19 protein-coding genes and 1 tRNA gene are annotated in these 22,997 nt (G+C 70.1%); 11 read left to right on the top strand and 9 right to left on the bottom strand.

Going from position 1 to position 22,997, the window contains the following annotated elements:
- Positions 1–77: 77 nt before the first annotated feature.
- From OG381_RS23840 to OG381_RS23820, 5 genes are all read left to right on the top strand, one after another.
- Positions 78–1,592: a cytochrome ubiquinol oxidase subunit I gene (locus OG381_RS23840; protein ID WP_327718094.1), complete on the top strand. Its 1,515-nt coding sequence runs from the start codon at positions 78–80 to the stop codon at positions 1,590–1,592.
- A gap of 18 nt (positions 1,593–1,610) precedes the next feature.
- Entirely contained in the window at positions 1,611–2,618 is a 1,008-nt protein-coding gene (gene cydB / locus OG381_RS23835; RefSeq protein WP_327718093.1) for a cytochrome d ubiquinol oxidase subunit II, read from the top strand.
- Between the two features lie 82 nt (positions 2,619–2,700).
- The gene (gene cydD, locus OG381_RS23830) at positions 2,701–6,207 is read left to right on the top strand and encodes a thiol reductant ABC exporter subunit CydD (RefSeq protein WP_327718092.1); all 3,507 of its coding nucleotides are present in this window, start codon (positions 2,701–2,703) and stop codon (positions 6,205–6,207) included.
- Positions 6,208–6,264: 57 nt separating this feature from the next.
- Positions 6,265–7,983, top strand: coding sequence for a sensor histidine kinase (locus OG381_RS23825; RefSeq protein WP_327718091.1), 1,719 nt, complete (start codon positions 6,265–6,267; stop codon positions 7,981–7,983).
- 155 nt (positions 7,984–8,138) lie between these two features.
- On the top strand, positions 8,139–9,194 hold the full coding sequence (locus OG381_RS23820) for a murein hydrolase activator EnvC family protein (protein ID WP_327718090.1): 1,056 nt from the start codon (positions 8,139–8,141) through the stop codon (positions 9,192–9,194).
- Here the strand turns inward: OG381_RS23820 and OG381_RS23815 are convergent.
- From OG381_RS23815 to OG381_RS23785, 7 genes are all read right to left on the bottom strand, one after another.
- Complete coding sequence (locus tag OG381_RS23815; RefSeq protein WP_327718089.1) at positions 9,191–10,057, bottom strand: Cof-type HAD-IIB family hydrolase; 867 nt, start codon at positions 10,055–10,057, stop codon at positions 9,191–9,193. The genes OG381_RS23820 and OG381_RS23815 overlap by 4 nt on opposite strands.
- A 79-nt stretch (positions 10,058–10,136) precedes the next feature.
- Positions 10,137–11,054 carry an LLM class flavin-dependent oxidoreductase gene (locus tag OG381_RS23810; RefSeq protein ID WP_327718088.1) on the bottom strand — a complete coding sequence of 306 codons (918 nt, stop codon included), beginning with the start codon at positions 11,052–11,054 and terminating at the stop codon, positions 10,137–10,139.
- A gap of 62 nt (positions 11,055–11,116) precedes the next feature.
- Positions 11,117–11,584: a hypothetical protein gene (locus tag OG381_RS23805; protein ID WP_443061928.1), complete on the bottom strand. Its 468-nt coding sequence runs from the start codon at positions 11,582–11,584 to the stop codon at positions 11,117–11,119.
- 13 nt (positions 11,585–11,597) lie between these two features.
- Positions 11,598–12,146 (bottom strand): RNA 2'-phosphotransferase, encoded by a 549-nt coding sequence (locus OG381_RS23800; RefSeq protein ID WP_307028585.1) that lies wholly within the window; start codon positions 12,144–12,146, stop codon positions 11,598–11,600.
- A 122-nt stretch (positions 12,147–12,268) separates the two neighbouring features.
- Positions 12,269–13,207, bottom strand: a complete 939-nt coding sequence (locus OG381_RS23795; protein WP_327718086.1) for a MerR family transcriptional regulator — start codon at positions 13,205–13,207, stop codon at positions 12,269–12,271.
- An 87-nt stretch (positions 13,208–13,294) separates the two neighbouring features.
- On the bottom strand, positions 13,295–15,052 hold the full coding sequence (locus OG381_RS23790) for an SDR family oxidoreductase (RefSeq protein ID WP_327718085.1): 1,758 nt from the start codon (positions 15,050–15,052) through the stop codon (positions 13,295–13,297).
- A gap of 5 nt (positions 15,053–15,057) precedes the next feature.
- Positions 15,058–15,900, bottom strand: coding sequence for a M24 family metallopeptidase (locus OG381_RS23785; RefSeq protein ID WP_327718084.1), 843 nt, complete (start codon positions 15,898–15,900; stop codon positions 15,058–15,060).
- A gap of 239 nt (positions 15,901–16,139) precedes the next feature.
- Between OG381_RS23785 and OG381_RS23780 the strand changes: the two genes are divergently transcribed.
- From OG381_RS23780 to OG381_RS23755, 6 genes are all read left to right on the top strand, one after another.
- Positions 16,140–17,114 (top strand): ABC transporter ATP-binding protein, encoded by a 975-nt coding sequence (locus OG381_RS23780; RefSeq protein WP_046256587.1) that lies wholly within the window; start codon positions 16,140–16,142, stop codon positions 17,112–17,114.
- Positions 17,104–18,021: an ABC transporter permease gene (locus OG381_RS23775; protein ID WP_327718083.1), complete on the top strand. Its 918-nt coding sequence runs from the start codon at positions 17,104–17,106 to the stop codon at positions 18,019–18,021. The genes OG381_RS23780 and OG381_RS23775 overlap by 11 nt, the downstream gene beginning before the upstream one ends.
- Positions 18,018–18,929 carry an ABC transporter ATP-binding protein gene (locus OG381_RS23770; protein WP_327718082.1) on the top strand — a complete coding sequence of 304 codons (912 nt, stop codon included), beginning with the start codon at positions 18,018–18,020 and terminating at the stop codon, positions 18,927–18,929. Before OG381_RS23775 ends, OG381_RS23770 begins: the two co-directional genes overlap by 4 nt.
- Before the next feature lie 10 nt (positions 18,930–18,939).
- On the top strand, positions 18,940–19,659 hold the full coding sequence (locus tag OG381_RS23765) for an ABC transporter permease (RefSeq protein ID WP_307028597.1): 720 nt from the start codon (positions 18,940–18,942) through the stop codon (positions 19,657–19,659).
- 79 nt (positions 19,660–19,738) lie between these two features.
- A complete protein-coding gene (locus tag OG381_RS23760) occupies positions 19,739–19,972 on the top strand; it encodes an SGM_3592 family protein (RefSeq protein ID WP_327718081.1) in 234 nt (77 codons plus the stop codon).
- Between the two features lie 265 nt (positions 19,973–20,237).
- Positions 20,238–20,322, top strand: a tRNA-Ser gene (locus tag OG381_RS23755).
- 116 nt (positions 20,323–20,438) lie between these two features.
- Here the strand turns inward: OG381_RS23755 and OG381_RS23750 are convergent.
- Positions 20,439–21,248 carry an HAD family hydrolase gene (locus OG381_RS23750; protein ID WP_327718080.1) on the bottom strand — a complete coding sequence of 270 codons (810 nt, stop codon included), beginning with the start codon at positions 21,246–21,248 and terminating at the stop codon, positions 20,439–20,441.
- Entirely contained in the window at positions 21,245–22,522 is a 1,278-nt protein-coding gene (serS, locus tag OG381_RS23745) for a serine--tRNA ligase (protein WP_046256448.1), read from the bottom strand. The genes OG381_RS23750 and serS overlap by 4 nt, the downstream gene beginning before the upstream one ends.
- Positions 22,523–22,997 lie beyond the last annotated feature (475 nt).

Here is a 22,997-nt window from a genome sequence, read left to right as displayed (position 1 = left end):
TGTCCCGGTTGCTCCAATGATGCGTGTGACATAAGGGGCAAACTGCCGTACCACGGCGACCTAAGGAGACTGACGACGTGGACCTGGCTTTGGCGCCGGAGACACTGGCGCGCTGGCAGTTCGGCATCACCACCGTCTACCACTTCCTCTTCGTTCCCCTGACGATCTCGCTGGCCGCCCTCACGGCCGGACTGCAGACCGCCTGGGTGCGCACGGAGAAGGAGAAGTACCTCAGGGCGACGAAGTTCTGGGGCAAGCTCTTCCTGATCAACATCGCGATGGGTGTGGTCACCGGCATCGTGCAGGAGTTCCAGTTCGGCATGAACTGGTCCGACTACTCGCGCTTCGTCGGTGACGTCTTCGGCGCCCCGCTCGCCTTCGAGGCCCTGATCGCCTTCTTCTTCGAGTCGACCTTCATCGGTCTGTGGATCTTCGGCTGGGACAAGCTGCCCAAGAAGATCCACCTGGCCTGCATCTGGATGGTCTCGATCGGCACGATCCTGTCGGCGTACTTCATCCTCGCGGCCAACTCGTGGATGCAGCACCCGGTCGGCTACCGGATCAACGAGGCCAAGGGCAGGGCCGAGCTCACCGACTTCTGGCTGGTCCTGACCCAGAACACCGCGCTCGCCCAGGCCTTCCACACCCTCTCGGCGGCGTTCCTCACCGGCGGCGCCTTCATGGTCGGCATCTCCGCCTTCCATCTGCTGCGCAAGAAGCACATCAGCGACATGAAGACCTCGCTGCGGCTCGGCCTGGTCACCGTCGTCATCGGTGGCATGCTGACCGCGGTCAGCGGCGACACCCTCGGCAAGATCATGTACGAGCAGCAGCCGATGAAGATGGCCGCCGCCGAGGCGCTGTGGGACGGCGAGAAGCCGGCCCCCTTCTCGGTCTTCGCCGTCGGCGACGTCGACAAGGGCCACAACAGGGTCGCCATAGAGATCCCGGGTCTGCTGTCCTTCCTGGCCAAGGACGACTTCACCTCGTACGTCCCGGGCATCAACGACATCAACAAGGCCGAGCAGGAGAAGTACGGGCCCGGCGATTACCGGCCCAACATCCCCGTCGCCTACTGGGGCTTCCGCTGGATGATCGGCTTCGGCATGACGTCCTTCGCGATCGGCCTGCTCGGACTCTGGCTGACCCGCAAGAAGTTCCTGCTGCCGCAGACTCTGAGGGTCGCCGACGACGAGGTGCCGCATCTCGTGCTGCTGCCCCGGGGCAAGAAGGCCCTCGGCCCGAAGCTGACCACGTGGTACTGGCGCATCGCCGTTCTCACCGCGGGCTTCCCGCTGATCGCCAACTCGTGGGGCTGGATCTTCACCGAGATGGGCCGCCAGCCGTGGGTCGTCTACGGCGTCCTGCGGACCCGTGACGCGGTCTCCCCCGGTGTCTCCCAGGGCGAGGTCCTCACCTCGATGATCGTCTTCACCTCGCTGTACGCCATCCTCGCCGTCGTCGAGGTCAAGCTGCTCGCGAAGTACATCAAGGCCGGCCCGCCCGAGCTCACCGAGGCCGACCTCAACCCGCCCACGAAGATCGGCGGCGACACCCGTGACGCCGACAAGCCGATGGCTTTCTCGTACTAGGCCGAGGGGGATCGAGTCATGGAACTTCACGACGTCTGGTTCGTGCTCATCGCCGTCCTGTGGACCGGCTACTTCTTCCTGGAGGGTTTTGACTTCGGGGTCGGCGTCCTCACCAAGCTGCTGGCCCGGAACCGGCCCGAGAAGCGGGTGCTGATCAACACCATCGGCCCCGTGTGGGACGGCAACGAGGTCTGGCTGCTCTCGGCGGGCGGTGCGACCTTCGCCGCCTTCCCCGAGTGGTACGCCACGCTCTTCTCGGGCTTCTACCTGCCCCTGCTGCTCATCCTGGTCTGCCTCATCGTCCGCGGTGTCGCCTTCGAGTACCGGGTCAAGCGTCCCGAGGAGAACTGGCAGCGCAACTGGGAGACCGCGATCTTCTGGACCTCGCTGCTCCCCGCGTTCCTGTGGGGCGTCGCCTTCGGCAACATCGTGCACGGCGTGAAGATCGACAAGAACTTCGAGTACGTCGGCACCGTCTGGGACCTGCTCAACCCGTACGCGCTCCTCGGCGGGGTGGTGACGCTCACGCTCTTCACCTTCCACGGGGCGGTGTTCACCGCGCTCAAGACGGTCGGCGAGATCCGGGAGCGGGCGCGGAAGATGGCGCTTCAGGTCGGGCTCGTGACCGCCGCGTCGGCGCTCGTCTTCCTGCTGTGGACGCAGGTCGAGAGCGGCGACGCCAAGAGCCTGGTCGCCATGGTCGTGGCGGTGGCCGCGTTGGTCGCCGCCCTGGTGGCCAACCAGGCCGGGCGTGAGGGCTGGTCGTTCGCGTTCTCGGGTGTCACCATCGCGGCCGCCGTGGCGATGCTCTTCCTGACGCTCTTCCCGAACGTCATGCCGTCCTCGCTCAACGAGGACTGGAGCCTCACGGTCACCAACGCCTCGTCGAGCCCGTACACCCTGAAGATCATGACCTGGTGCGCGGTGATCGCCACGCCGGTCGTGATGGTCTACCAGGGCTGGACCTATTGGGTGTTCCGCAAGCGGATCGGTACGCAGCACATCGCGGCGGACGTCGCGCACTGAGTCCGAGCCGGGTGCCCGGGTCGGGGCATGTTTCACGTGAAACATGCCCCACCGTTCCCGCTGAGAAGAGGGTGTGTTTCACGTGAAACCGATCGATCCGCGTCTGCTGCGATACGCCCGCGCCACCCGCCTCTTCATGGTGGCGGTCGTGGGTCTGGGTGCCGTCGGGGCGGCGCTGGTCATCGCTCAGGCGATGCTCATCGCCGAGGTGGTCGTCGGCGCCTTCCAGCACGGTCTGTCGGTCGGTGAACTGCGCACTCCCCTGCTGCTGTTGGTGGCGGTGGCGGGGGGACGGGCGCTGGTCTCCTGGCTCACCGAACTCGCCGCGCACCGGGCCAGTGCGGCGGTCAAGTCCGAGCTGCGAGGCCGGCTGCTGGAACGGGCCGCCGCGCTCGGACCCGGATGGCTGAGCGGACGGCGGACAGGATCGCTGGTCGCGCTCGCCACACGAGGAGTCGACGCCCTCGACGACTACTTCTCGCGCTATCTGCCGCAGTTGGGCCTCGCCGTGGTCGTGCCGGTGGCGGTGCTGGCGCGGATCGTCACCGAGGACTGGGTCTCGGCGGCCATCATCGTCGGCACCCTCCCCCTCATCCCGGTCTTCATGGTGCTGATCGGCTGGGCCACACAGTCCCGGATGGACCGGCAGTGGCAGCTGCTGTCCCGGCTGTCCGGGCACTTCCTGGACGTCGTCGCCGGGCTGCCGACGCTGAAGGTGTTCGGACGGGCCAAGGCGCAGGCCGACTCGATCCGGCGTATCACCGGCGAGTACCGGCAGGCGACCATGCGGACGCTGCGGATCGCCTTCATCTCCTCCTTCGCCCTGGAGCTGCTCTCGACGCTGTCGGTGGCGCTGGTCGCCGTGACGATCGGCATGCGGCTCGTGCACGGCGAGATGGACCTCTACATCGGACTGGTCATCCTGGTGCTGGCGCCGGAGGCCTACCTGCCGCTGCGACAGGTGGGGGCGCAGTACCACGCGGCGGCGGAGGGACTGGCCGCCGCCGAGGAGATCTTCGAGGTACTGGAGACGCCGGTACCGGCGTCAGGCACCCGTGCCGTGTCCGCCGGTGCGCTGTCCTTCGACAAGGTCACCGTCCGCTATCCCGGCCGGTCCGGAGACGTCGTCTCCGACGTGTCCTTCACCGTCGAGTCCGGCGAGACCGTCGCGCTCGTCGGGCCGAGCGGCGCGGGCAAGTCGACGCTGTTGAACGTGCTGCTGGGGTTCGTGCCGCCCGCCGAAGGCCGGGCACTGGTCGGGGGAGTCGATCTCGCCGAGGCCGATCTGGAGGAGTGGCGGTCGCAGATCGCGTGGGTGCCGCAGCGGCCGCATCTGTTCGCCGGGACGATCGCCGAGAACGTACGGCTGGCACGCCCCGACTCGGACGACACCGCCGTACGGCAGGCGCTCGGGGACGCGGGCGCGCTGGAGTTCGTCGACGCGCTGCCGCAGGGTGCCGAGACCGTGCTCGGGGAGGACGGGGCAGGGCTGTCCGCCGGTCAGCGGCAACGGCTCGCATTGGCCCGGGCGTTCCTCGCGGACCGGCCCGTGCTGCTGCTCGACGAGCCGACGGCGGCGCTCGACGGGGCCACCGAGGCGGAGGTCGTGGCGGCGGTACGGCGGCTGGCCGTGGGGCGGACGGTGCTGCTCGTCGTTCATCGGCCGGCGCTTCTGGGCGTGGCGGACCGGGTGGTGCGGCTGGATGAGGCTGCTGCTCCCGGCCGTACTGAGGCCGTGAAGGCGCCTGCGGCTCGTGGGAGCGAAGAGCGGTCCTTCGACACCGATGGGGCGTCCTCCGAGGAGGCTGTGCCCGGCGATCCGGAAGCGGCCGCACCCACCCGAGGTGTCCTCGCCCGTGTCCGTGCCATGGCCGCCCCCCGGCGCGGGAGCCTCGCGCTCGCCCTGCTTCTCGGGAGCCTGGCTCTCGGCAGTGCCGTCGGGCTCATGGCCACCTCCGGGTGGCTCATCTCGCGCGCCTCGCAGCAGCCGCCGGTGCTGTATCTGATGGTGGCCGTGACGGCGACGCGGGCCTTCGGGATCGGGCGGGCCGTCTTCCGGTACGCGGAGCGGCTCGTGTCGCACGACGCCGTATTGCGGATGCTCGCCGACACCCGGGTCGCCGTGTACCGGCGCCTAGAGCGGCTGGCGCCCGCCGGACTGCGCCGGACCCGCCGCGGTGATCTGCTGTCGCGCCTCGTCGCCGATGTCGACGCCTTGCAGGACTACTGGCTGCGCTGGCTGTTGCCCGCCGGTGCGGCTCTCGCGGTCTCCGCCGTGTCCGTGGGCTTCACCGCCTGGCTGCTGCCCGAGGCCGGTGCCGTGCTCGCCGCCGGGCTGCTGGCGGCCGGTGTCGGGGTGCCGTCGGTGACCGGTGCGGTGGCCCGGCGGGCGGAGCGGCGGCTGGCCCCCGCACGCGGAGTACTGGCGACGCGCGTGACCGATCTGCTCACCGGGACCGCCGAACTGGCCGTCGCCGGCGCCCTGCCTGCACGTACCGCCGATGCGCGCCGTGCTGACGGGGTGCTCGCCCGGATCGCCTCGCGCGCGGCCACCGCCACCGCGCTCGGTGACGGGCTCACCGCGCTGGTCTCCGGCCTGACCGTCGCCGCCACCGCCCTCGTGGGCGCCCAGGGAGTCGCCGACGGACGGCTGAGCGGCGTCACCATGGCCGTCGTCGTCCTCACCCCGCTGGCCGCCTTCGAGGCCGTCCTCGGGCTGCCGCTCGCCGTGCGGTACCGCCAGCGGGTCCGCAAGAGCGCGGAGCGCGTGTACGAGGTGCTGGACGCCCCGGAGCCGGTGCGGGAGCCGGAGCGGCCGCGGGAGGCACCCGCGTCGCCGTTCCCGGTCGCCGTGCGGGGTCTGTCCGCCCGTTACGCCGGGCAGGAGCGGGACGCCCTCGCCGATCTGGACCTGACGCTCACGGAAGGCCGCCGGATCGCCGTCGTAGGGCCGTCCGGGTCCGGCAAGACGACCCTCGCGCAGGTGCTGCTGCGGTTCCTGGACGCGGACACCGGCTCGTACACGCTGGGCGGTGTGGACGCGCACGCGCTGGACGGCGACGACGTACGGAGGTTCGTGGGGCTGTGTGCCCAGGACGCGCACCTCTTCGACAGTTCACTGCGCGAGAACCTGCTGCTCGCCAAGAAGGACGCCACCGAGGACGATCTGCGTGACGCCCTGGGGCGGGCCCGGCTGCTGGAGTGGGCCGACGGTCTGCCCGACGGCCTGGACACGCTGGTCGGCGAGCACGGGGCGAGGCTGTCCGGGGGACAGCGGCAGCGGCTGGCGCTGGCTCGCGCGCTGCTGGCCGACTTCCCCGTCCTCGTGCTCGACGAGCCCGCCGAACATCTCGACCTGCCCACCGCCGACGCGCTCACCGCCGACCTCCTGGCCGCCACCGAGGGGCGTACGACGCTGCTCATCACCCACCGGCTCGCCGGGCTGGAGGGAGTGGACGAGGTGATCGTGCTGGACGAGGGGCGTGTGGTGCAGCGGGGTTCGTTTGCGGAACTGGCCGCCGTGGCGGGGCCGCTGCGGGGGATGGTGGAGCGGGAGGCGGAGTCGGAGGTGTTGGCGCTCACCGCGTGAGCCGTTGCCCGGCACTCTCGACTTTCTGTATCAAAGGGGACTAATTACGCTCGGCTCATGTCCGAAGCGTCGTCTCCCGGTCCCCCGCCCCCGACTCTCCCGGCCGAACTGGCCGCGCGGGTGCCGCAGTTGCTGGAGGCGATGCGTTCGGTCGGCAGCGGCCTCGAGCTGCACTCCACGCTGGAACGGATCTGCGAGACCGCGGCCGCGCTCACGGAGGCCCGGTACGCGGCCATCGGCGTCCTCGACGAGGACGGCCGGGGGCTGGCCGACTTCGTCTTCCACGGCGTGGACGAGGCGACCGCCCGGCGTATCGGACGGCTGCCGGACGGGCATCGGGGGCTGCTCGGCGCGCTCATCCTCCCCCAGTCTCAACTTCGTTCGACCGGGGGCACCCCCATCCCGGAGCCGGTCCGGCTCACGGACCTCACCCGGGATCCGCGCTCCTGCGGCTTTCCCGAGCACCACCCCTGGATGCACGGCTTCCTCGGCCTCCCGATCCGGGTCCAGGGCGAGATCTTCGGGAACCTGTACCTGACGGAGAAGCGCGACGACGGGCCCTTCAACGACGACGACCTCGACATGGTCCGGGTGCTCGCCACGGAGGCCGGCATCGCCATCGGCAACGCCCGGCTGTACGAGGCCGCCCAACAGCGTGAGCGGTGGATCGACGGCTCGGTCGCCGTCACCACCGCCCTGCTGTCGGGCGGGGATGTCGACGACGCCCTCCAGGTCGTCGCGGAGCAGACCCGACGGCTGTCGGGAGCGACAGCCGGGATCGTGCTGCTGCCCGCCGACGAGGGCGGCCTGGAGGTCGCCGCGGTGGCCGCGGACCAGCCGTCGAACGTCCTGGGCACGGTCGTCCCGCCGGAGAACAAGGTCGTCGCCGAACTCCTCGACGGACAGGCCGTGTTCATGGACGACGCGGCCGCCGACCCTCGTATGACCTCCACACTCGCGTGCGACTACGGGCCGACCATGATGCTGCCCCTGCACAGCGACGGCCGTGTCCTGGGCGCTCTCGTCACCCCTCGCGCGCGGGGGGAGCGGCCGTTCACGGAGACGGAACGCACCCTCGCGGTCCAGTTCGCCTCGCAGGCCGCCCTCGCGCTGATGATGGCCGGCGCGCAGCGCGACCGGGAACGGCTCGCGGTCTACGAGGACCGCGACCGTATCGCCCGTGACCTGCACGACCTTGTCATCCAGCGGCTGTTCGCCACCGGCATGATGCTGGAGAGCGCGCAGCGCACGACGGTCGTGCCCGATGTGCGCGAGGGTGTCGGCAAGGCCGTCGACGCCCTCGACGTCACCATCCAGGAGATCCGCACCGCGATCTTCGCGCTGCAACAGGGACCCGCCGAGAAGCCCGCGGGACTGCGCACGTGCGTGCTGCGGGAGATCAACACCGCCGCCGTGCCGCTCGGCTTCAGGCCCTCCCACCGCTTCGTCGGCCCGGTCGACGCCCTCGTCGGCGATCTCACCGGCAAGAACCTCATCGCGGCCCTGCGTGAGGCCCTCTCCAACGCCTTCCGGCACGCCAAGGCCTGTCGTATCGACGTCGTCGTCGACGCGACCGTGCCCCTGCCGGGCGGACGGAAGGGCGTACGCCTGAGCGTCGCGGACGACGGCGTCGGCATCCCCGAGGGCGGTCGGCGCAGCGGCCTGAAGAACCTCAAGAGGCGCGCCGAGTCGCTGGGCGGCGACAGCCGGCACGGGCCGGGCATCGGGAAGGACGGCGGCGGCACGACGGTGGTGTGGGAGGCACCGCTCGACTGAAGAGCGGACCCGAAAGCCACCTCCTCGTGACGAGCCGTCAACCGACATCTCGTGCACGCCTGTTCGGTCGTACGACTGCGCCGAACGGGGTGGTGATTCCCCCGGCTGTACGACCTGACATGCCGCTGTCCCGCGCTCGGGCCACGATCGCTGTCATGCGACTGCCCTGGCGCCATCCCCTGCTCGTCCCGGTCGTCCTGTGCGCGCTCGCCGTGCTCGCGGCCCGCCCCACCGACGCGGCGGAGAAGAGGCGCGACGGCACTGACCCCGGGATCAGTTCCCAGGTGGCTCGGCTGTACGAGGACGCGGCCGTGGCGACACAGCAGTACGAGAAGGGGCGGCAGGAGGCGGAGGTACAGCGCGCCCAGGCACAGCGGCTCGAGGCGCTGCTCGACCGGGAGCGGCGGGACATCGCCGTCCTGCACGAGGACCTGGGCCGGATCGCCCGCACCCAGTACCGCGACGGCGGCGGCCTTCCGCTCACCGCGCAGATCCTCCTCGCCGGCAGTCCCGAGGAGCTGATGCGCGGTCAGCAGGTCTTCTCCCAGGCGAATCTGGCCGTGAACAACTCCATCGAGAAGAGCCGGCGTGCCGAGGAGCGGCTCGCGAAGGACGAGGCGAAGGCCGTGGCGGCGTGGCAGTCGCTGGAGAAGCGGAAGGCGGAACTCGCCGCTCTGAAGACGGACATCGAGCAGAAGCTCGAAGAAGCGCGCGGGCAGTTGCAGGGCCAGGCGGACGCGTCGGTCGCCGCGGGTGCCTGCCGGGGTGCCGTCCGGCTGGACCAGCCTCCGACGCAGGTCGTGGGCGGCTGGGTCGCGCCGGTGGAGACGTACGCACTGTCCGCGGGCTTCGGCAGCGGCGGCTCGCGGTGGGCGAACCGGCACACCGGGCAGGACTTCGCGGTGCCGATCGGCACGCCCGTACGGTCGGTCGGCGCGGGCCGGGTGGTGAAGGTGTCCTGCGGGGGCCCGTTCGGCATCGAGATCGTGATCGAGCAGGCGGGCGGCTACTACACGCAGTACGCCCACCTCGCCGCCGTCACCGTCGACCAGGGGGACCAGGTGGTGCCGGGGCAGTGGATCGGCCAGTCGGGGACCAGCGGCAACTCCACCGGGCCCCACCTGCACTTCGAGGTCCGGGTCACGTCCGAGCTGGGGTCGGCGGTGGACCCGGTGCCGTGGCTGGCGGCACGCGGCGTCCCCCTCGGTTAGCGCCGCGCCAGCAGCTGCTCGATCACGACCGCCACGCCGTCCTCGTTGTTCGCCACCGTCCGTCCGGAGGCCGCGGCGATCACGTCGGGGTGGGCGTTGCCCATCGCGTACGACTGACCTGCCCAGGTCAGCATCTCCACGTCGTTCGGCATGTCCCCGAACGCGACGACCTCCTCGTGGGAGATACCGCGTTCGGCGCAGCACAGGGCGAGCGTGCTGGCCTTGGAGACGCCGGGGCCGCTGATCTCCAGCAGGGCGCTGGGGCTGGAGCGGGTGACGTTGGCGCGCTCGCCGATGGCGAGACGGGCGAGGGTGAGGAAGGCGTCCGGGTCGATCGTGGGGTGGAAGGCGAGGATCTTGAGGACCGGTTCGTCGGCCCCGGGACCGTCCGGCGCGAGCAGCTTCTCGGCCGGCTGGAGTTCGTCGGGAATCTCCATGTGCAGCTTCGGATAGTCCGGCTCCTGATGGAAGCCGTACGTCTGCTCCACCGCGTACACCGTGCCCGGCGCCGCCTCCCGCAGCAGCTTTACGGCGTCCAGCGCGTTGTCCCGCGCCAGCTCCCGCACCTTGACGAACCGGTGGGCGCCGGGGCCGCCGTGCAGGTCGACCACCGCGGCGCCGTTGCCGCAGATCGCCAGGCCGTGCCCGTGGACGTGGTCGCTGACGACGTCCATCCAGCGGGCGGGGCGGCCGGTGACGAAGAAGACCTCGATGCCCGCCTCCTCGGCGGCGGCGAGGGCGGCGACCGTGCGCGGGGAGACGGACTTGTCGTCGCGCAGCAGGGTGCCGTCGAGGTCGGTGGCTATCAGGCGCGGCGGGACCGTGGAGGCCGGGGTCTCGGGCTGTCGAGTCGCTGAGGTCACCCGCTCATTCTCCCGCATATGCCCGCACGGTCGTGCGAGAGCCCGCACATGTGAGTAGTTACCGCCCCCACCGGCCCGATCACGCTCCGTCGCCCCGGCCCAGCTGTGCCGGGGCCTCCATGGCGATCTGCTCGAAGACCTTCTCGTCCGCGGCGAAGTCCGAGTCGGCGATCGGCCAGTGGACGACGATCTCCGTGAAGCCCAACTCCCGGTGCCGTCCCGCGAAGTCGACGAACGCGTCGAGCGACTGCAGCGGCCGGGCGCGGTCCGGGGTGAATCCGGTGAGCAGGATCTTGTCGAGCCCGGTCACATCACGGCCGATCTCCGCACATGCGTCGGCGAGCTTGTCGACCTGTCCGCGAATGGCTTGAATCGACTGTTCAGGAGTGCCGTTCTCGTACAGCTTCGGGTCGCCGGTGGTCACCCACGCCTGCCCGTGACGGGCGGCGAGCCGCAGCCCGCGCGGACCGGTGGCCGCGACCGCGAAGGGCAGCCGGGGCCGCTGCACACAGCCCGGGATGTTCCGCGCCTCGTGCGCCGAGTAGAAGTCGCCTTCGTAGGACACCGAAGCCTCGGTCAGCAGCCGGTCCAGCAGCGGGACGAACTCCGCGAGCCGGTCGGCACGCTCGCGCGGTGTCCACGGCTCCTGGCCGAGGGCCGTGGCGTCGAAGCCGGTGCCGCCCGCGCCGATGCCGAGGGTGACCCGGCCGCCGGAGATGTCGTCGAGGGAGATCAGTTCCTTGGCGAGGGTGACCGGGTGCCGGAAGTTCGGTGAGGTCACCAGGGTGCCCAGCCGCAGATGGTCGGTGACGGCCGCCGCGGCGGTCAGTGTCGGCACGGCACCGAACCACGGGCCGTCCCGGAAGGTGCGCCAGGACAGATGGTCGTAGGTGTACGCGGTGTGGAAGCCGAGCTGCTCCGCGCGCTGCCATGCCTCACGACTCCCCTCGTGCCAGCGGCGGTACGGGAGGATCACGGTGCTCAGACGCAGACTCATGATTCGAGCGTATGCGGACCCGCCCGTTTCACGTGAAACAGTGACCGACAGTCACCGCTCGGTCATCGCCCTCGGCTGCTGAGCCAGGGGCTGAGCCCGACCAGGATGAACTCCTTGTGTACGCGGTCGCCCGGCAGCGGGACCATCAGATAGTTGCCCGGCGGGAAGCGGCGCACCTTGACCCAGGCGCGGCCGTCGTAGAGGGCGCGCAGGAAGGCGGGCACGTCGTCGCGGGCGATGTCGGGGCATTCGACGCCGTCGACGGTGATGAGCGCGTCGTCGTCCGGGAAGAGCCGTACGTCCACGCGGGGCCGGCCACCGAGCTCGACGTACGCCTCGTGCGGCAGGGAGCCGTCCGGGTCGGTGGTGACGCCGACGCCCGCGGCGCTGCGGCGCGAGGTCTGGTCGGCGCCGATGTCGTGGGTCACCTCGATCTCGAGCGCGTACTCGGCGGCTAGGGCGCGCAGGGCGGTGACGGCGGCCTCGGTGGTGGGGAGGTGGGTTCCACTGTGGTCCATACCACTGATCATGCCGGAGGTCCGGTCAGTGAGGCGCGGGAAATCTCAGGTACTCCGGCGGCACCGCCTTCGTCAGCCACACCCCGTTCGCGCTGACGTGAAAGACGTGGCCGTCGCGGTGCATCGCGCCCGTGTCCACGGAGAGCACCACGGGCCGGCCGCGGCGGGCGCCGACCCGGGTCGCCGTCTCACGGTCGGGTGAGAGGTGCACGTCGTGCCGGTTCATGGGGCGGAGGCCCTCGGCGCGGATCGCGTCCAGGTAGCGGTCCACGGTGCCGTGGTAGAGGTACGGCGGTGGGGTCGCCGGGGGCAGTCCGAGGTCCACCTCGATGCTGTGGCCCTGGCTGGCGCGGATCCGGGCGCCTTCGATCGCGAAGCGCTTCTTGTCGTTGGCGGCGACCACATGGTCCAGTTCCTCGCGGGTGAACCGGAAGCCGTGCGCCGCGGCGGCGGCGATCAGTACGTCGATCTCGACCCATCCGGCCTCGTCGAGGACGAGGCCGATCCGCTCGGGTTGGTGGCGCAGGTGTTTCGAGAGGTACTTCGACACCTTCACGGTGCGTCTTTCGTCCATCTGCTCAGCATGACGGGAGAGACGCGCATCACGCATTTTGTTTTGGCGCGGAGGTTTGATCCACAATCAAGTGTAGTTATCCACAGGCTACTTGGCGTTTCTGTGGACAACTCACCGTCATGTCAGCCCAGTTCGTCAAGATCTGCTGGGGGCCGTCGCTTTGACGTGAGCGCGTCCAACCCCCTTGCCCGCACCTCCCGTTCAGCCGCCAGCGCGATGAACTCCGCCACACCCTCCGCACCAACCAGCCCCTCCACCGCCCGCATTGTCTCCTCGGGCAGTGGCACAGAGCGTGACGAAATTTGCTCCGGCGGCCCCATGCCCGAGTCCAGGTGCTGGCGAAGATGCCGGACCGCCAACAGCCTCATCGCACGGGCGAGTTCCGCTTCCACGGTTTGCTGGGCGAGCGGCCGCAGCCGGCGTACGAGAGAGGCCGCTTCGGCCGCGTCGGCGTCGGTCGGACGGTGCGGTCCCTCGAGGTAGCGGGCGAAGACGTGCTCGGTGGTGAACTCCAGGAAACGGGCGGCGATGTGCTCGACCTGACCCCTCAACTCCCTTAGATGGCCGGAGATGGCCGACAGCGGCACTCCCGTCGCGTGCAACTCGACGGCCACGGCCAGCTCTTGGGGGCTCGGCACGAGGAAGCAGTCCGTGTCGCCGGGCACCGGCTCCAGCACACCGAGCTCCACGGCGTCGGCGATGGCCGCGTCGTCGGGAGTGCCGCCGAACCGCTCCTCCAGCTCGGCGCGCGAGATCCGGACCGCCGCCTCGTCGCTCCACGGTCCGTCGACCTCGGCGACCAGCCCGAGCACGCCGCCGAGGCCGCGCCCGGTGTCCCAGGCCTCCAGGAGCTCCTTGATGGAGGCCAGGGTGTAGCCGCGGTCGAGGAGATCGGCTATCTGGCGCAGGCGGACGAGGTGGGCGTCGGAGTAGAGGTTGGCGCGGCCGTGGCGCTCGGGGCGGGGGAGCAGGCCGCGGTCCTGGTAGGCGCGGATGGTGCGGACGGTGGCGCCGCTCAGGTGGGCGAGGTCCTCGATCCGGAGCGCCGGTACGTCACTCACACGACCCTCCTCTGGATGCCGTTCATGCCGCCTGGCGGAGCAGGGGCCCGAAGGACGACGGCACGCCGCGGACGCCGTCCAGGGACCTCACAGCGGTGGCTCCAGCCGCGCGATCGCCCGCAGCGCGCGCGGTGAGACCCGGGCCAGCAGGCGCGCGCCGCGGGCCTCGGGTGTCACCGGTACCACCGCCTCGTTGCGCACGACTGCCCGCAGGATCGCGTCGGCGACCTTCTCCGGCGGGTAGTTCCGCAGTCCGTACAGCCGCGCGGTCCGCTTCTGGCGCCGCTTCTCCTCGTCGGCGTCCACCCCGGCGAAGCGTGCGGTCGAGGTGATGTTGGTGTTGACGAAGCCGGGGCAGATCGCGCTCACCCCGATCCCCTGTCCGGCCAGCTCCGCGCGCAGGCACTCGCTGAGCATCAGCACCGCCGCCTTGGAGGTGCTGTAGGCGGGCAGCGCCTTGGAGGGCTGATAGGCGGCCGCCGACGCGGTGTTGACGATGTGGCCGCCCTGTCCGCGCTCGGCCATCTGCCTGCCGAACAGCCGGCAGCCGTGGATGACGCCCCACAGGTTGACGTCGAGGACCTTCTTCCAGTCCGCGGGGCTGGTGTCGAAGAAGGAGCCGCCCAGGCCGATCCCGGCGTTGTTCACCAGGACGTCCACCACGCCGTACTCGGCGGCGACCTTCGCGGCGAGTTTCTCCATGGCCTGCTCGTCGGAGACGTCGACGGTCTCCGCCCAGGCCTCGGGGGAGCCGATCAGCCGGGACATCTCGGCGGTACGGGTCGCGCCTTCGGCGTCCCGGTCCACGGCGATCACGCGTGCGCCGGATTCCGCGAACGCGTAGGCGGTGGCCCGCCCGATGCCGCTGCCGGCACCCGTGACGAGCACGAGCTGCCCGCCGAAGCGGTCGGCGTACTTGCCGGTGACCGTCACCGCTTCGGGGCGCCCGCCTTCCACAGAGGTGACGAACTCCGTGATCCAGGAGGCCAGTTGGTCGGGCCGTGAGCGCGGTATCCAGTGCCGTGCCTGGAGGGTGCGCCGGGTCAACTGCGGGACCCACTGCTCCAGTTGGTCGTAGAGCCACTCCGACAGGAACGCGTCGCCGAGCGGCGTGATGAGCTGCACGGGCGCGTGGGCGTACGCGTCCGGGCGTGGTCTGCGCAGACGGGGGCGGACGTTGTCCCGGTACAGCCACGCCCCGTGGGCCGCGTCCGTCGGCAGCGAGGAGGTCGGGTAGCCGTCGCCGGGGACCCGCTCGACGCGCTCCAGGAGGCGCGGCCAGGCCTTGCCGAGCGGGCCGCGCCAGGCCAGTTCGGGCAGCACGGGCGTGTGCAGCGCGTACACGTACCAGGACTTGGCGCCCTGGCCGAGGAGCTGGCCGACGCGGCGTGGGGTGGGGCGCTTGATCCGGCCGTTGATCCAGTGCCCGAAGTGGTCCAGGGACGGCCCGGACATCGAGGTGAAGGAGGCGATCCGGCCCTCGGTGCGCCGGACCGTGGTGAACTCCCAGCCCTGGACCGAACCCCAGTCGTGGCCCACCAGATGCACCGGCCGGTCCGGGCTGACCGCGTCCACGACAGCCAGGAAGTCGTCCGTCAGCTTCTCCAGGGTGAACCCGCCGCGCAGCGGCTGCGGCGCCGACGAGCGGCCGTGGCCCCGGACGTCGTAGAGGACGACGTGAAAGCGGTCCGACAGCCGTGCCGCGACCCGCGACCACACCTCCTTGCTGTCCGGATAGCCGTGCACCAGGACGACCGTCGGCCACGACGGGTCCCCCAGCTCGGCGACACACAGCTCGATACCGCCGGTCCGCACCCGGCGCTCGCGCGCACCTTCAAGAGTCACGCCGCTCACTCCCCCTCCGTCCAGCGCCGCACGTGCGGCAGATCGTCGTCCAGCCAGAAGGCGCTCTGTCCGGGGTCCTTGGAGTCGGTGACGACGAGGATCTCCTCGAACTTCGCGCCCGTGCCCCGGAAACCGAGGTGGGGTTCGACCGCCCACAGACCCGGCCGCGGCGGATGGTCGGAGAAGCGGTACGGCGACCACAGCGGCGACCAGCCCTCGCGATGTCCGTGCAGCGCGTCGGCCGCCAGGCCCTTGAGGGACTGGGTGCCGAAGCCGAAGACCTTCGGCGACCAGCGGCGCTCCCGCACCCGGTCCACCTTGTGCGCGATCACCCCGAAGGGATACGCGCGGTGCCGGTTGGCGTAGCCCTGGCGGACCATGAGGCGGTCGACGTCCTGGTAGATCTCGCGCAGCGACCGCCGCTCCCGCACCTTGGAGAGGATCAGCTCGCGATGCGCCCGGAGGTCGTCCATCAGCTTGTCCTGCACCGGGTTGACGCCCAGCGAGCCCGAGTAGCCGATGTCCGCCGTGAAGCCCTCGTGGACCGGGGCCATGTCCAGGATGAACGGCATGCCCGGCTCCAGCCTGCGGTTCGTGGGGAAGAACTGCAGCGGGACGCGGAAGTTCACGAACGCCGTGCGGTCCCCGAACCAGGCGAAGGGCAGATGGAACCAGTCCCGCACCCCGCGCTCGCCCAGCCACTCGCGCTGCATCCGCGCCGCCTCACGCTCGGTCACCCCCGGCTCGAGGCGGGCCGCGACGGCCTCGGCGCACTCGTACGCCAGCCGCTGGACCTTTCTGAACCCGCGCAGCTCAGCGGCCCGTTCGTCTGTCACTGCCGTCGTCATGCCACTCCGCCCCACCCAGTCCACGTCGACTGCGCTACGTGTCCGTAACTTGACATCACCGAATGTGACAGTTGTTAGAGTCAGCGTCAATAGCAGGGTCGCGGCCTGTGGAAAACGCCCCCGCGTAGCTCTCAGGCATGGCATCCCCTACGGGCCCGTACGTCTGGAGGCTGACCCGAAGACAGCTCTGCGGTGTGACGACCGGCGTGGTCCGCGTCACTACCGTCTATCTCGTGACTGTGATCGCGACCGAAAGCCTGAGCAAGCGGTTCCCCCGGGTGACCGCGCTTGACCGGCTCTCCGTCGACGTCGGGCCCGGTGTGACCGGACTCGTCGGAGCAAACGGAGCCGGCAAGTCCACACTGATCAAGATCCTGCTGGGTCTGTCCCCCGCCACGGAGGGCCGTGCCGAAGTGCTCGGACTCGACGTCGCCACCAAGGGCGGCGCCATTCGTGAGCGCGTGGGGTACATGCCGGAGCACGACTGTCTGCCGCCCGACGTCTCGGCGACCGAGTTCGTCGTCCACATGGCGCGCATGTCCGGCCTGCCGCCCGCCGCCGCGCGCGAACGCACCGCCGACACGCTGCGCCACGTCGGGCTGTACGAGGAGCGGTACCGCCCCATCGGCGGCTACTCCACCGGCATGAAGCAGCGCGTGAAGCTGGCCCAGGCCCTGGTCCACGACCCGCAGCTGGTCTTCCTGGACGAGCCGACCAACGGCCTCGACCCGGTCGGCCGCGACGACATGCTGGGCCTGATCCGGCGTATCTACACCGACTTCGGCATCTCGGTCCTGGTCACCTCGCACCTGCTGGGCGAACTGGAACGCACCTGCGACCACGTCGTCGTCGTGGACGGCGGCAAGCTGCTGCGCTCCAGCTCCACCACCGACTTCACCCAGACCACGACCACCCTGGCGATCGAGGTCACCGACACCGACGCGCACCCCGACGGCACCCGCGCGGTACGAGAAGCGCTCCACGCGCGCGGGGTGGAAGTCCTCGACGCGAACAGCGCCCTGCCGGGCGCCGGCCACATCCTGCTGCTGACCGCACAGGGCGAGGAGACGTACGACGTCGTCCGGGACGCGGTCGCCGACCTCGGCCTCGGCCTGGTCCGCATGGAGCAGCGCCGGCATCACATCTCCGAGGTCTTTACCGACGACCAGGACACCAGCGAGCAGCGGAAGGAGGCCGTCGGCCATGGCAGTTGAGCAGCCTCTGTCGACACCGGTCGCGACACCGGGTGACCAGACCCGCATCCACAACATCGGCTACCGCACCTATGACGGCCCCCGACTCGGCCGCTCCTACGCCACCCGCTCCCTCTACTCGCAGTCCCTGCGCGGCTCCTACGGCCTCGGCCGGTCGGTGAAGTCCAAGGTGCTGCCGATGCTGCTGTTCGTGGTGATGTGCGTGCCCGCGGCCATCATGGTCGCCGTCGCGGTCGCCACCAAGGCCAACGACCTGCCCGTCGACTACACGCGCTACGCGATCGTCATGCAGGCCGTCATCAGCCTCTACATCGCCTCCCAGGCACCCCAGTCCGTCTCGCGGGACCTGCGCTTCAAGACCGTGCCGCTGTACTTCTCGCGGCCGATCGAGACCGCCGACTACGTCCGCGCGAAGTACGCGGCGCTGGCCTCGGCGATGTTCATCCTCACCGCCGCCCCTCTGGTCGTGCTCTATGTGGGCGCACTGCTGGCCAAGCTGGACTTCGCCGACCAGACCAAGGGATTCGCACAGGGACTGGTCTCGGTGGCACTGCTCTCGCTGCTGTTCGCCGGCATCGGTCTGGTCATCGCCTCGGTCACGCCGCGCCGCGGCTTCGGCATCGCGGCCGTGATCGCCGTCATGACGATCTCCTACGGAGCGGTCTCCACGCTCCAGGCCATCGCCGACGCCCAGGGCAGCTCGGACGCCGTCCCGTGGATCGGCCTGTTCTCCCCGGTCACCCTCATCGACGGACTGCAGACCGCGTTCCTCGGCGCGACCTCGGCCTTCCCCGGCGCGGTAGGTCCTTCGAACGGCGAGGGCGTGGTCTACGTCCTGGCCGTCCTCGGCCTCATCGCCGCCTGCTACGGCCTGCTGCTGCGCCGCTACCGAAAGGTCGGACTGTGACCACGCTCAACATCGACCACGTCTCGCGCTGGTTCGGCAACGTGGTCGCCGTCAACGACATCACCATGACGATCGGCCCCGGCGTCACCGGCCTTCTCGGCCCCAACGGCGCCGGTAAGTCCACCCTGATCAACATGATGGGCGGCTTCCTCGCGCCCTCCACCGGCACCGTCACCCTCGACGGCCAGCAGGTGTGGCGCAACGAGGACATCTACAAGCACATCGGCATCGTCCCCGAGCGCGAGGCGATGTACGACTTCCTCACCGGCCGTGAATTCGTCGTCGCCAACGCCGAGTTGCACGGTCTGGGGGCCAAGGCCGCCCAGAAGGCGCTGGCCACGGTCGAGATGGAGTACGCGCAGGACCGCAAGATCCAGACGTACTCCAAGGGCATGCGCCAGCGCGTGAAGATGGCCAGCGCCCTCGTCCACGACCCGTCGCTGCTCCTCCTCGACGAGCCCTTCAACGGGATGGACCCGCGTCAGCGCATGCAGCTCATGGACCTGCTGCGACGGATGGGCGACGAGGGCCGCACGGTGCTGTTCTCCTCCCACATCCTCGAAGAGGTCGAGCAACTCGCCTGGCACATCGAGGTCGTGGTGGCCGGACGCCACGCGGCCAGCGGTGACTTCCGCAAGATCCGCCGTCTGATGACCGACCGGCCGCACCGATATCTGGTGCGCTCCAGCGACGACCGCGCCCTCGCGGCCGCGCTGATCGCCGACCCGTCGACGTCCGGCATCGAAGTCGACCTGGCGGAGGGCGCGTTGCGCGTCCAGGCCGTCGACTTCGGCCGTTTCACCGCGCTGCTGCCCAAGGTCGCCCGCGACCACGGCATCCGGCTGCTCACGGTCTCGCCGTCCGACGAGTCCCTCGAGTCCGTGTTCTCGTATCTGGTCGCGGCGTAGGAGGCCCAAGATGTACGACCCCACAGTCGCCCGACTCACCTACCGGGCCCTGCTCGGCCGGCGCCGGGCCCTCATCCTGGGCGCCCTGCCCGCACTGCTGATCCTGATCTCCGTGATCGTTCGGGCTCTGGTGGGCGCCGACGACCAGACCACGGCCGACCTCCTGGGCGGCCTCGCGCTGGCCACGATGGTGCCGATCATCGGTGTCATCGCCGGCACGGGCGCGATCGGCCCGGAGATCGACGACGGCTCGGTGGTGTATCTGCTGTCCAAGCCGATCAAACGGCCGACGATCATCTTTACCAAGCTGATCGTCGCGGTCGCCGTGACCATGGTGTTCTCGGCGCTGCCGACCCTGATCGCGGGCTTCATCCTCAACGGCAACGGCCAGCAGATCGCCGTCGCCTACACGGTGGCCGCGCTGGTCTCCTCCATCGCCTATGCCGCGCTGTTCCTGCTGCTGGGCACGGTGTCCCGGCACGCGGTGGTCTTCGGTCTCGTCTACGCCCTTGTCTGGGAGGCCCTGTTCGGCTCCCTGGTCGCCGGGGCGCGCACGCTCAGCGTCCAGCAGTGGTCGCTGGCGGTGGCTCAGAAGGTCGCCGGCGGGGACCTGGTCACCTCGGACGTCGGGCTGACGACGGCCACGGTGCTGCTGGTCGCGGTGACCGTGCTCGCCACCTGGTACGCGGGACAGAAGCTGCGGACGCTGACGCTGGCGGGCGAGGAGTAGACGCCGGGCTTATTGACCGGGACTTCACCACTGCCCGGGCAGACTGGGCAGCAGGGAAGCACTGCGAGGAGGAACGGGGATGGCGGACGCGCACCACGACGGGCGGGCCCGATCCGGGGACGACACCTGGGACGGCCTTGTCCTGGACGAGGACTTCATACGCTCGGCGGAGTCCTCCGAGCCGTCCGCCCGGGCCCGTATGCTCGCCGCCCGCTGGCGCGGCGAGCAGCCCGAGCCGCAGCCGTGGCGTTCCGACGAGCCGCCCGCGGGCTGGTTCTTCAGCAAGGCGCGCCGCAAGTGGTGGCGGCGGTAGGCGAACACCCGGCCGCTTTTAATCAGTGGCGTCCAACTCGGCGTACAGGCACGATGGTTGTGTCCACGCCGGAGAGTGACTCCGGCGCCACGTTCTGGGAGAGGAGGTGGACGATGTCCATGCACGACAGTACGTCCAGCTCCCTTCAGGGCAGTCCGTGGCGGGTTCCGGTGTAGTTACGCCACCGTCGGACCCGCTCGCTCGGGAGCTGCCCGGGGCGGCCGCTTCGAGCACGCGATGTCGCTCTCGCGTGGGCCGCCCACCCGGAGGATTGGCCGAGTGGAAAGGCACCGGCTTGCTAAGCCGCGGTCGGGTTAACGCCCGCGCACGTTCGATCCGTGCATCCTCCGCAAGACGTTGAAGCACACGGCACAGGACCCACCTGGGGGCGCGGGGCTGTGTCGATCTGCGGCTACCGCCGCGTGGGCGCGACCAGCCACAGACGGCCCGCAGTCACCCGACAACCTCAACCCAGCAGACGCTCCAGGACCTCCGCGATCCCGTCGTCCTCGTTGGACGCGGTCACCTCGTCGGCCACCGCCTTGAGCTCCTCGTGCGCATTGCCCATGGCCACGCCCCGAGCGGCCCACCCGAACATCGGCACATCATTCGGCATGTCACCGAAGGCGATCGTGTCCGCGGCCTTCAGACCGAGCCGGCGGGCCGCCAGCGACAGTCCCGTCGCCTTCGACAGCCCCAACGGCAGCAGCTCGACGATCCCCGCACCGGCCATCGCGACGGACACGAAGCCGCCCGCCGCCCGCCGGGACGCCTCCGCCAGCTCGTCGTCCGACAGCTGCGGATGCTGGATGTAGATCTTGTTCAGCGGCGCGGACCACAGATCGGCCGCATCCGTGAACGGCGTCGCGGGCAGGTCCCCGGTGAGCGCGTACCCCTGCCCCACCAGCACCGCACCGTCGAGACCGTCCCGGCTCGCCGCCAGGTACAGCGGTCCGACCTCCGCCTCGATCTTGGCCAGCGCGACCCCCGCCAGCTGCCGGTCGAGCGTCACCGACGTCAGCAGCCGATGCTCCCCGGCGTGGTACACCTGCCCGCCCTGCCCGCAGACCGCGAGCCCGTCATAGCCGAGGTCGTCGAGGATGTGCCGCGTCCACGGCACCGCGCGGCCGGTGACGACGATGTGCGCCGCACCGGCCTCGGTCGCCGCCGCGAGGGCGGCACGCGTGCGCTGCGAGACCGACTCGTCGGAGCGCAGGAGCGTTCCGTCGAGGTCGGTCGCGATCAGCTTGAAGGGAAACTCAGCGGCCGTACTCACTTGGCAACGGGCTCCAGCACCTCACGCCCGCCCAGGTACGGACGCAGCACCGGCGGCACGTACACGGAGCCGTCGGCCTGCTGGTGGTTCTCCAGGAGCGCCACGATCGTGCGCGGTACGGCGCACAGCGTGCCGTTGAGCGTGGCGAGCGGCTGCACCTTCTTGCCGTCACGCTGGCGCACCGAAAGACGGCGGGCCTGGAAGCTGTCGCAGTTGGACGCCGAGGTCAGCTCGCGGTACTTGCCCTGGGTCGGGATCCACGCCTCGCAGTCGAACTTGCGGGACGCCGACGCGCCGAGGTCGCCCGAGGCCACGTCGATGACCTGGAAGGGCAGCTCCAGGCCGGTCAGCCACTGCTTCTCCCAGTCCAGGAGCCGCTGGTGCTCGTTCTCGGCGTCCTCGGGGGCGACGTACGAGAACATCTCGACCTTGTCGAACTGGTGGACGCGGAAGATGCCCCGCGTGTCCTTGCCGTAGGTGCCGGCCTCGCGGCGGAAGCACGGCGAGAAGCCGGCGTAGCGCAGCGGCAGCTTGTCGGCGTCGAGGATCTCGTCCATGTGGTACGCGGCGAGCGGGACCTCGGAGGTGCCGACCAGGTAGTAGTCGTCCTTCTCCAGGTGGTACACGTTCTCCGCGGCCTGGCCGAGGAAGCCGGTGCCCTCCATGGCACGCGGGCGGACCAGCGCGGGGGTGAGCATCGGGATGAAGCCGGCCTCGGTGGCCTGGGCGATCGCCGCGTTGACTAGGGCGAGCTCCAGGAGCGCGCCGACACCCGTGAGGTAGTAGAAGCGCGAGCCGGAGACCTTGGCGCCGCGCTCGACGTCGATGGCGCCCAGCGACTCGCCGAGCTCCAGGTGGTCCTTGGGCTCGAAGCCCTCGGCGCCGAAGTCGCGGATGGTGCCGTGCGTCTCCAGGACGACGAAGTCCTCCTCGCCGCCGACGGGCACGTCGGGGTGGACGAGGTTGCCGAGCTGGAGGGCGAGGCGCTTGGTCTCCTCGTCGGCCTCGTGCTGCTCGGCGTCGGCCGCCTTGACGTCGGCGGCCAGCTGGCCCGCCTTCTTCAGGAGCTCGGCCTTCTCGTCGCCGGAGGCCTTGGGGATGAGCTTGCCGAGGTTCTTCTGTTCGGAACGCAGCTCGTCGAAGCGGACGCCGGACGACCTGCGCCGCTCGTCGGCAGACAGGAGGGCGTCGACGAGCGCGACGTCCTCTCCACGGGCGCGCTGGGACGCGCGCACTCGGTCGGGGTCCTCACGGAGCAGGCGAAGGTCAATCACGCGGCCCAGGCTACCGGTGCCTGGTGAGAGCCCACGACTCGCTATTCCGAACTACGCCTTACATACCGTTATGGGGGAATTGCGTACCGTGTCAATAAAAGGCGTCTCACTCCCTGGAACGAGGCAGGCGAGAGGCGGCTGGTTGACTCGATTCCCTTGTGGGGGAAGGGACTTGGAGGCCGCTCTGTCCACAGGAATCCACACCCCCGGAAAGTTATCCACAGGGTGTGCGAAAGATCTGTGGACTTCGGAAGTGATCATTCCGAACCGGCCTCGCCGGGCTGGGAATTCCCGAACCAAACCCTGTTCAGACCCACTTTCGGGTGGAAATGGGTAGCTCCAAAGGATTGATCGATGGAAACGGGTGGACGAAGGGTGACCTGTGGAGCTGTGGACGAAGTTGCGGGCTGTAGGGCGATTTGTCGACTGAGTGGCGCTTCCGTGTCGACTTGTCCCCAGGTCGAGACAGCAGCCT

This window comes from Streptomyces sp. NBC_00490 (genome assembly GCF_036013645.1).
GTDB lineage: Bacteria > Actinomycetota > Actinomycetes > Streptomycetales > Streptomycetaceae > Streptomyces > Streptomyces canus_F.
Note: the sequence above shows the minus strand (reverse complement) of the source record. Positions and strands in the feature narration are given on the sequence as shown.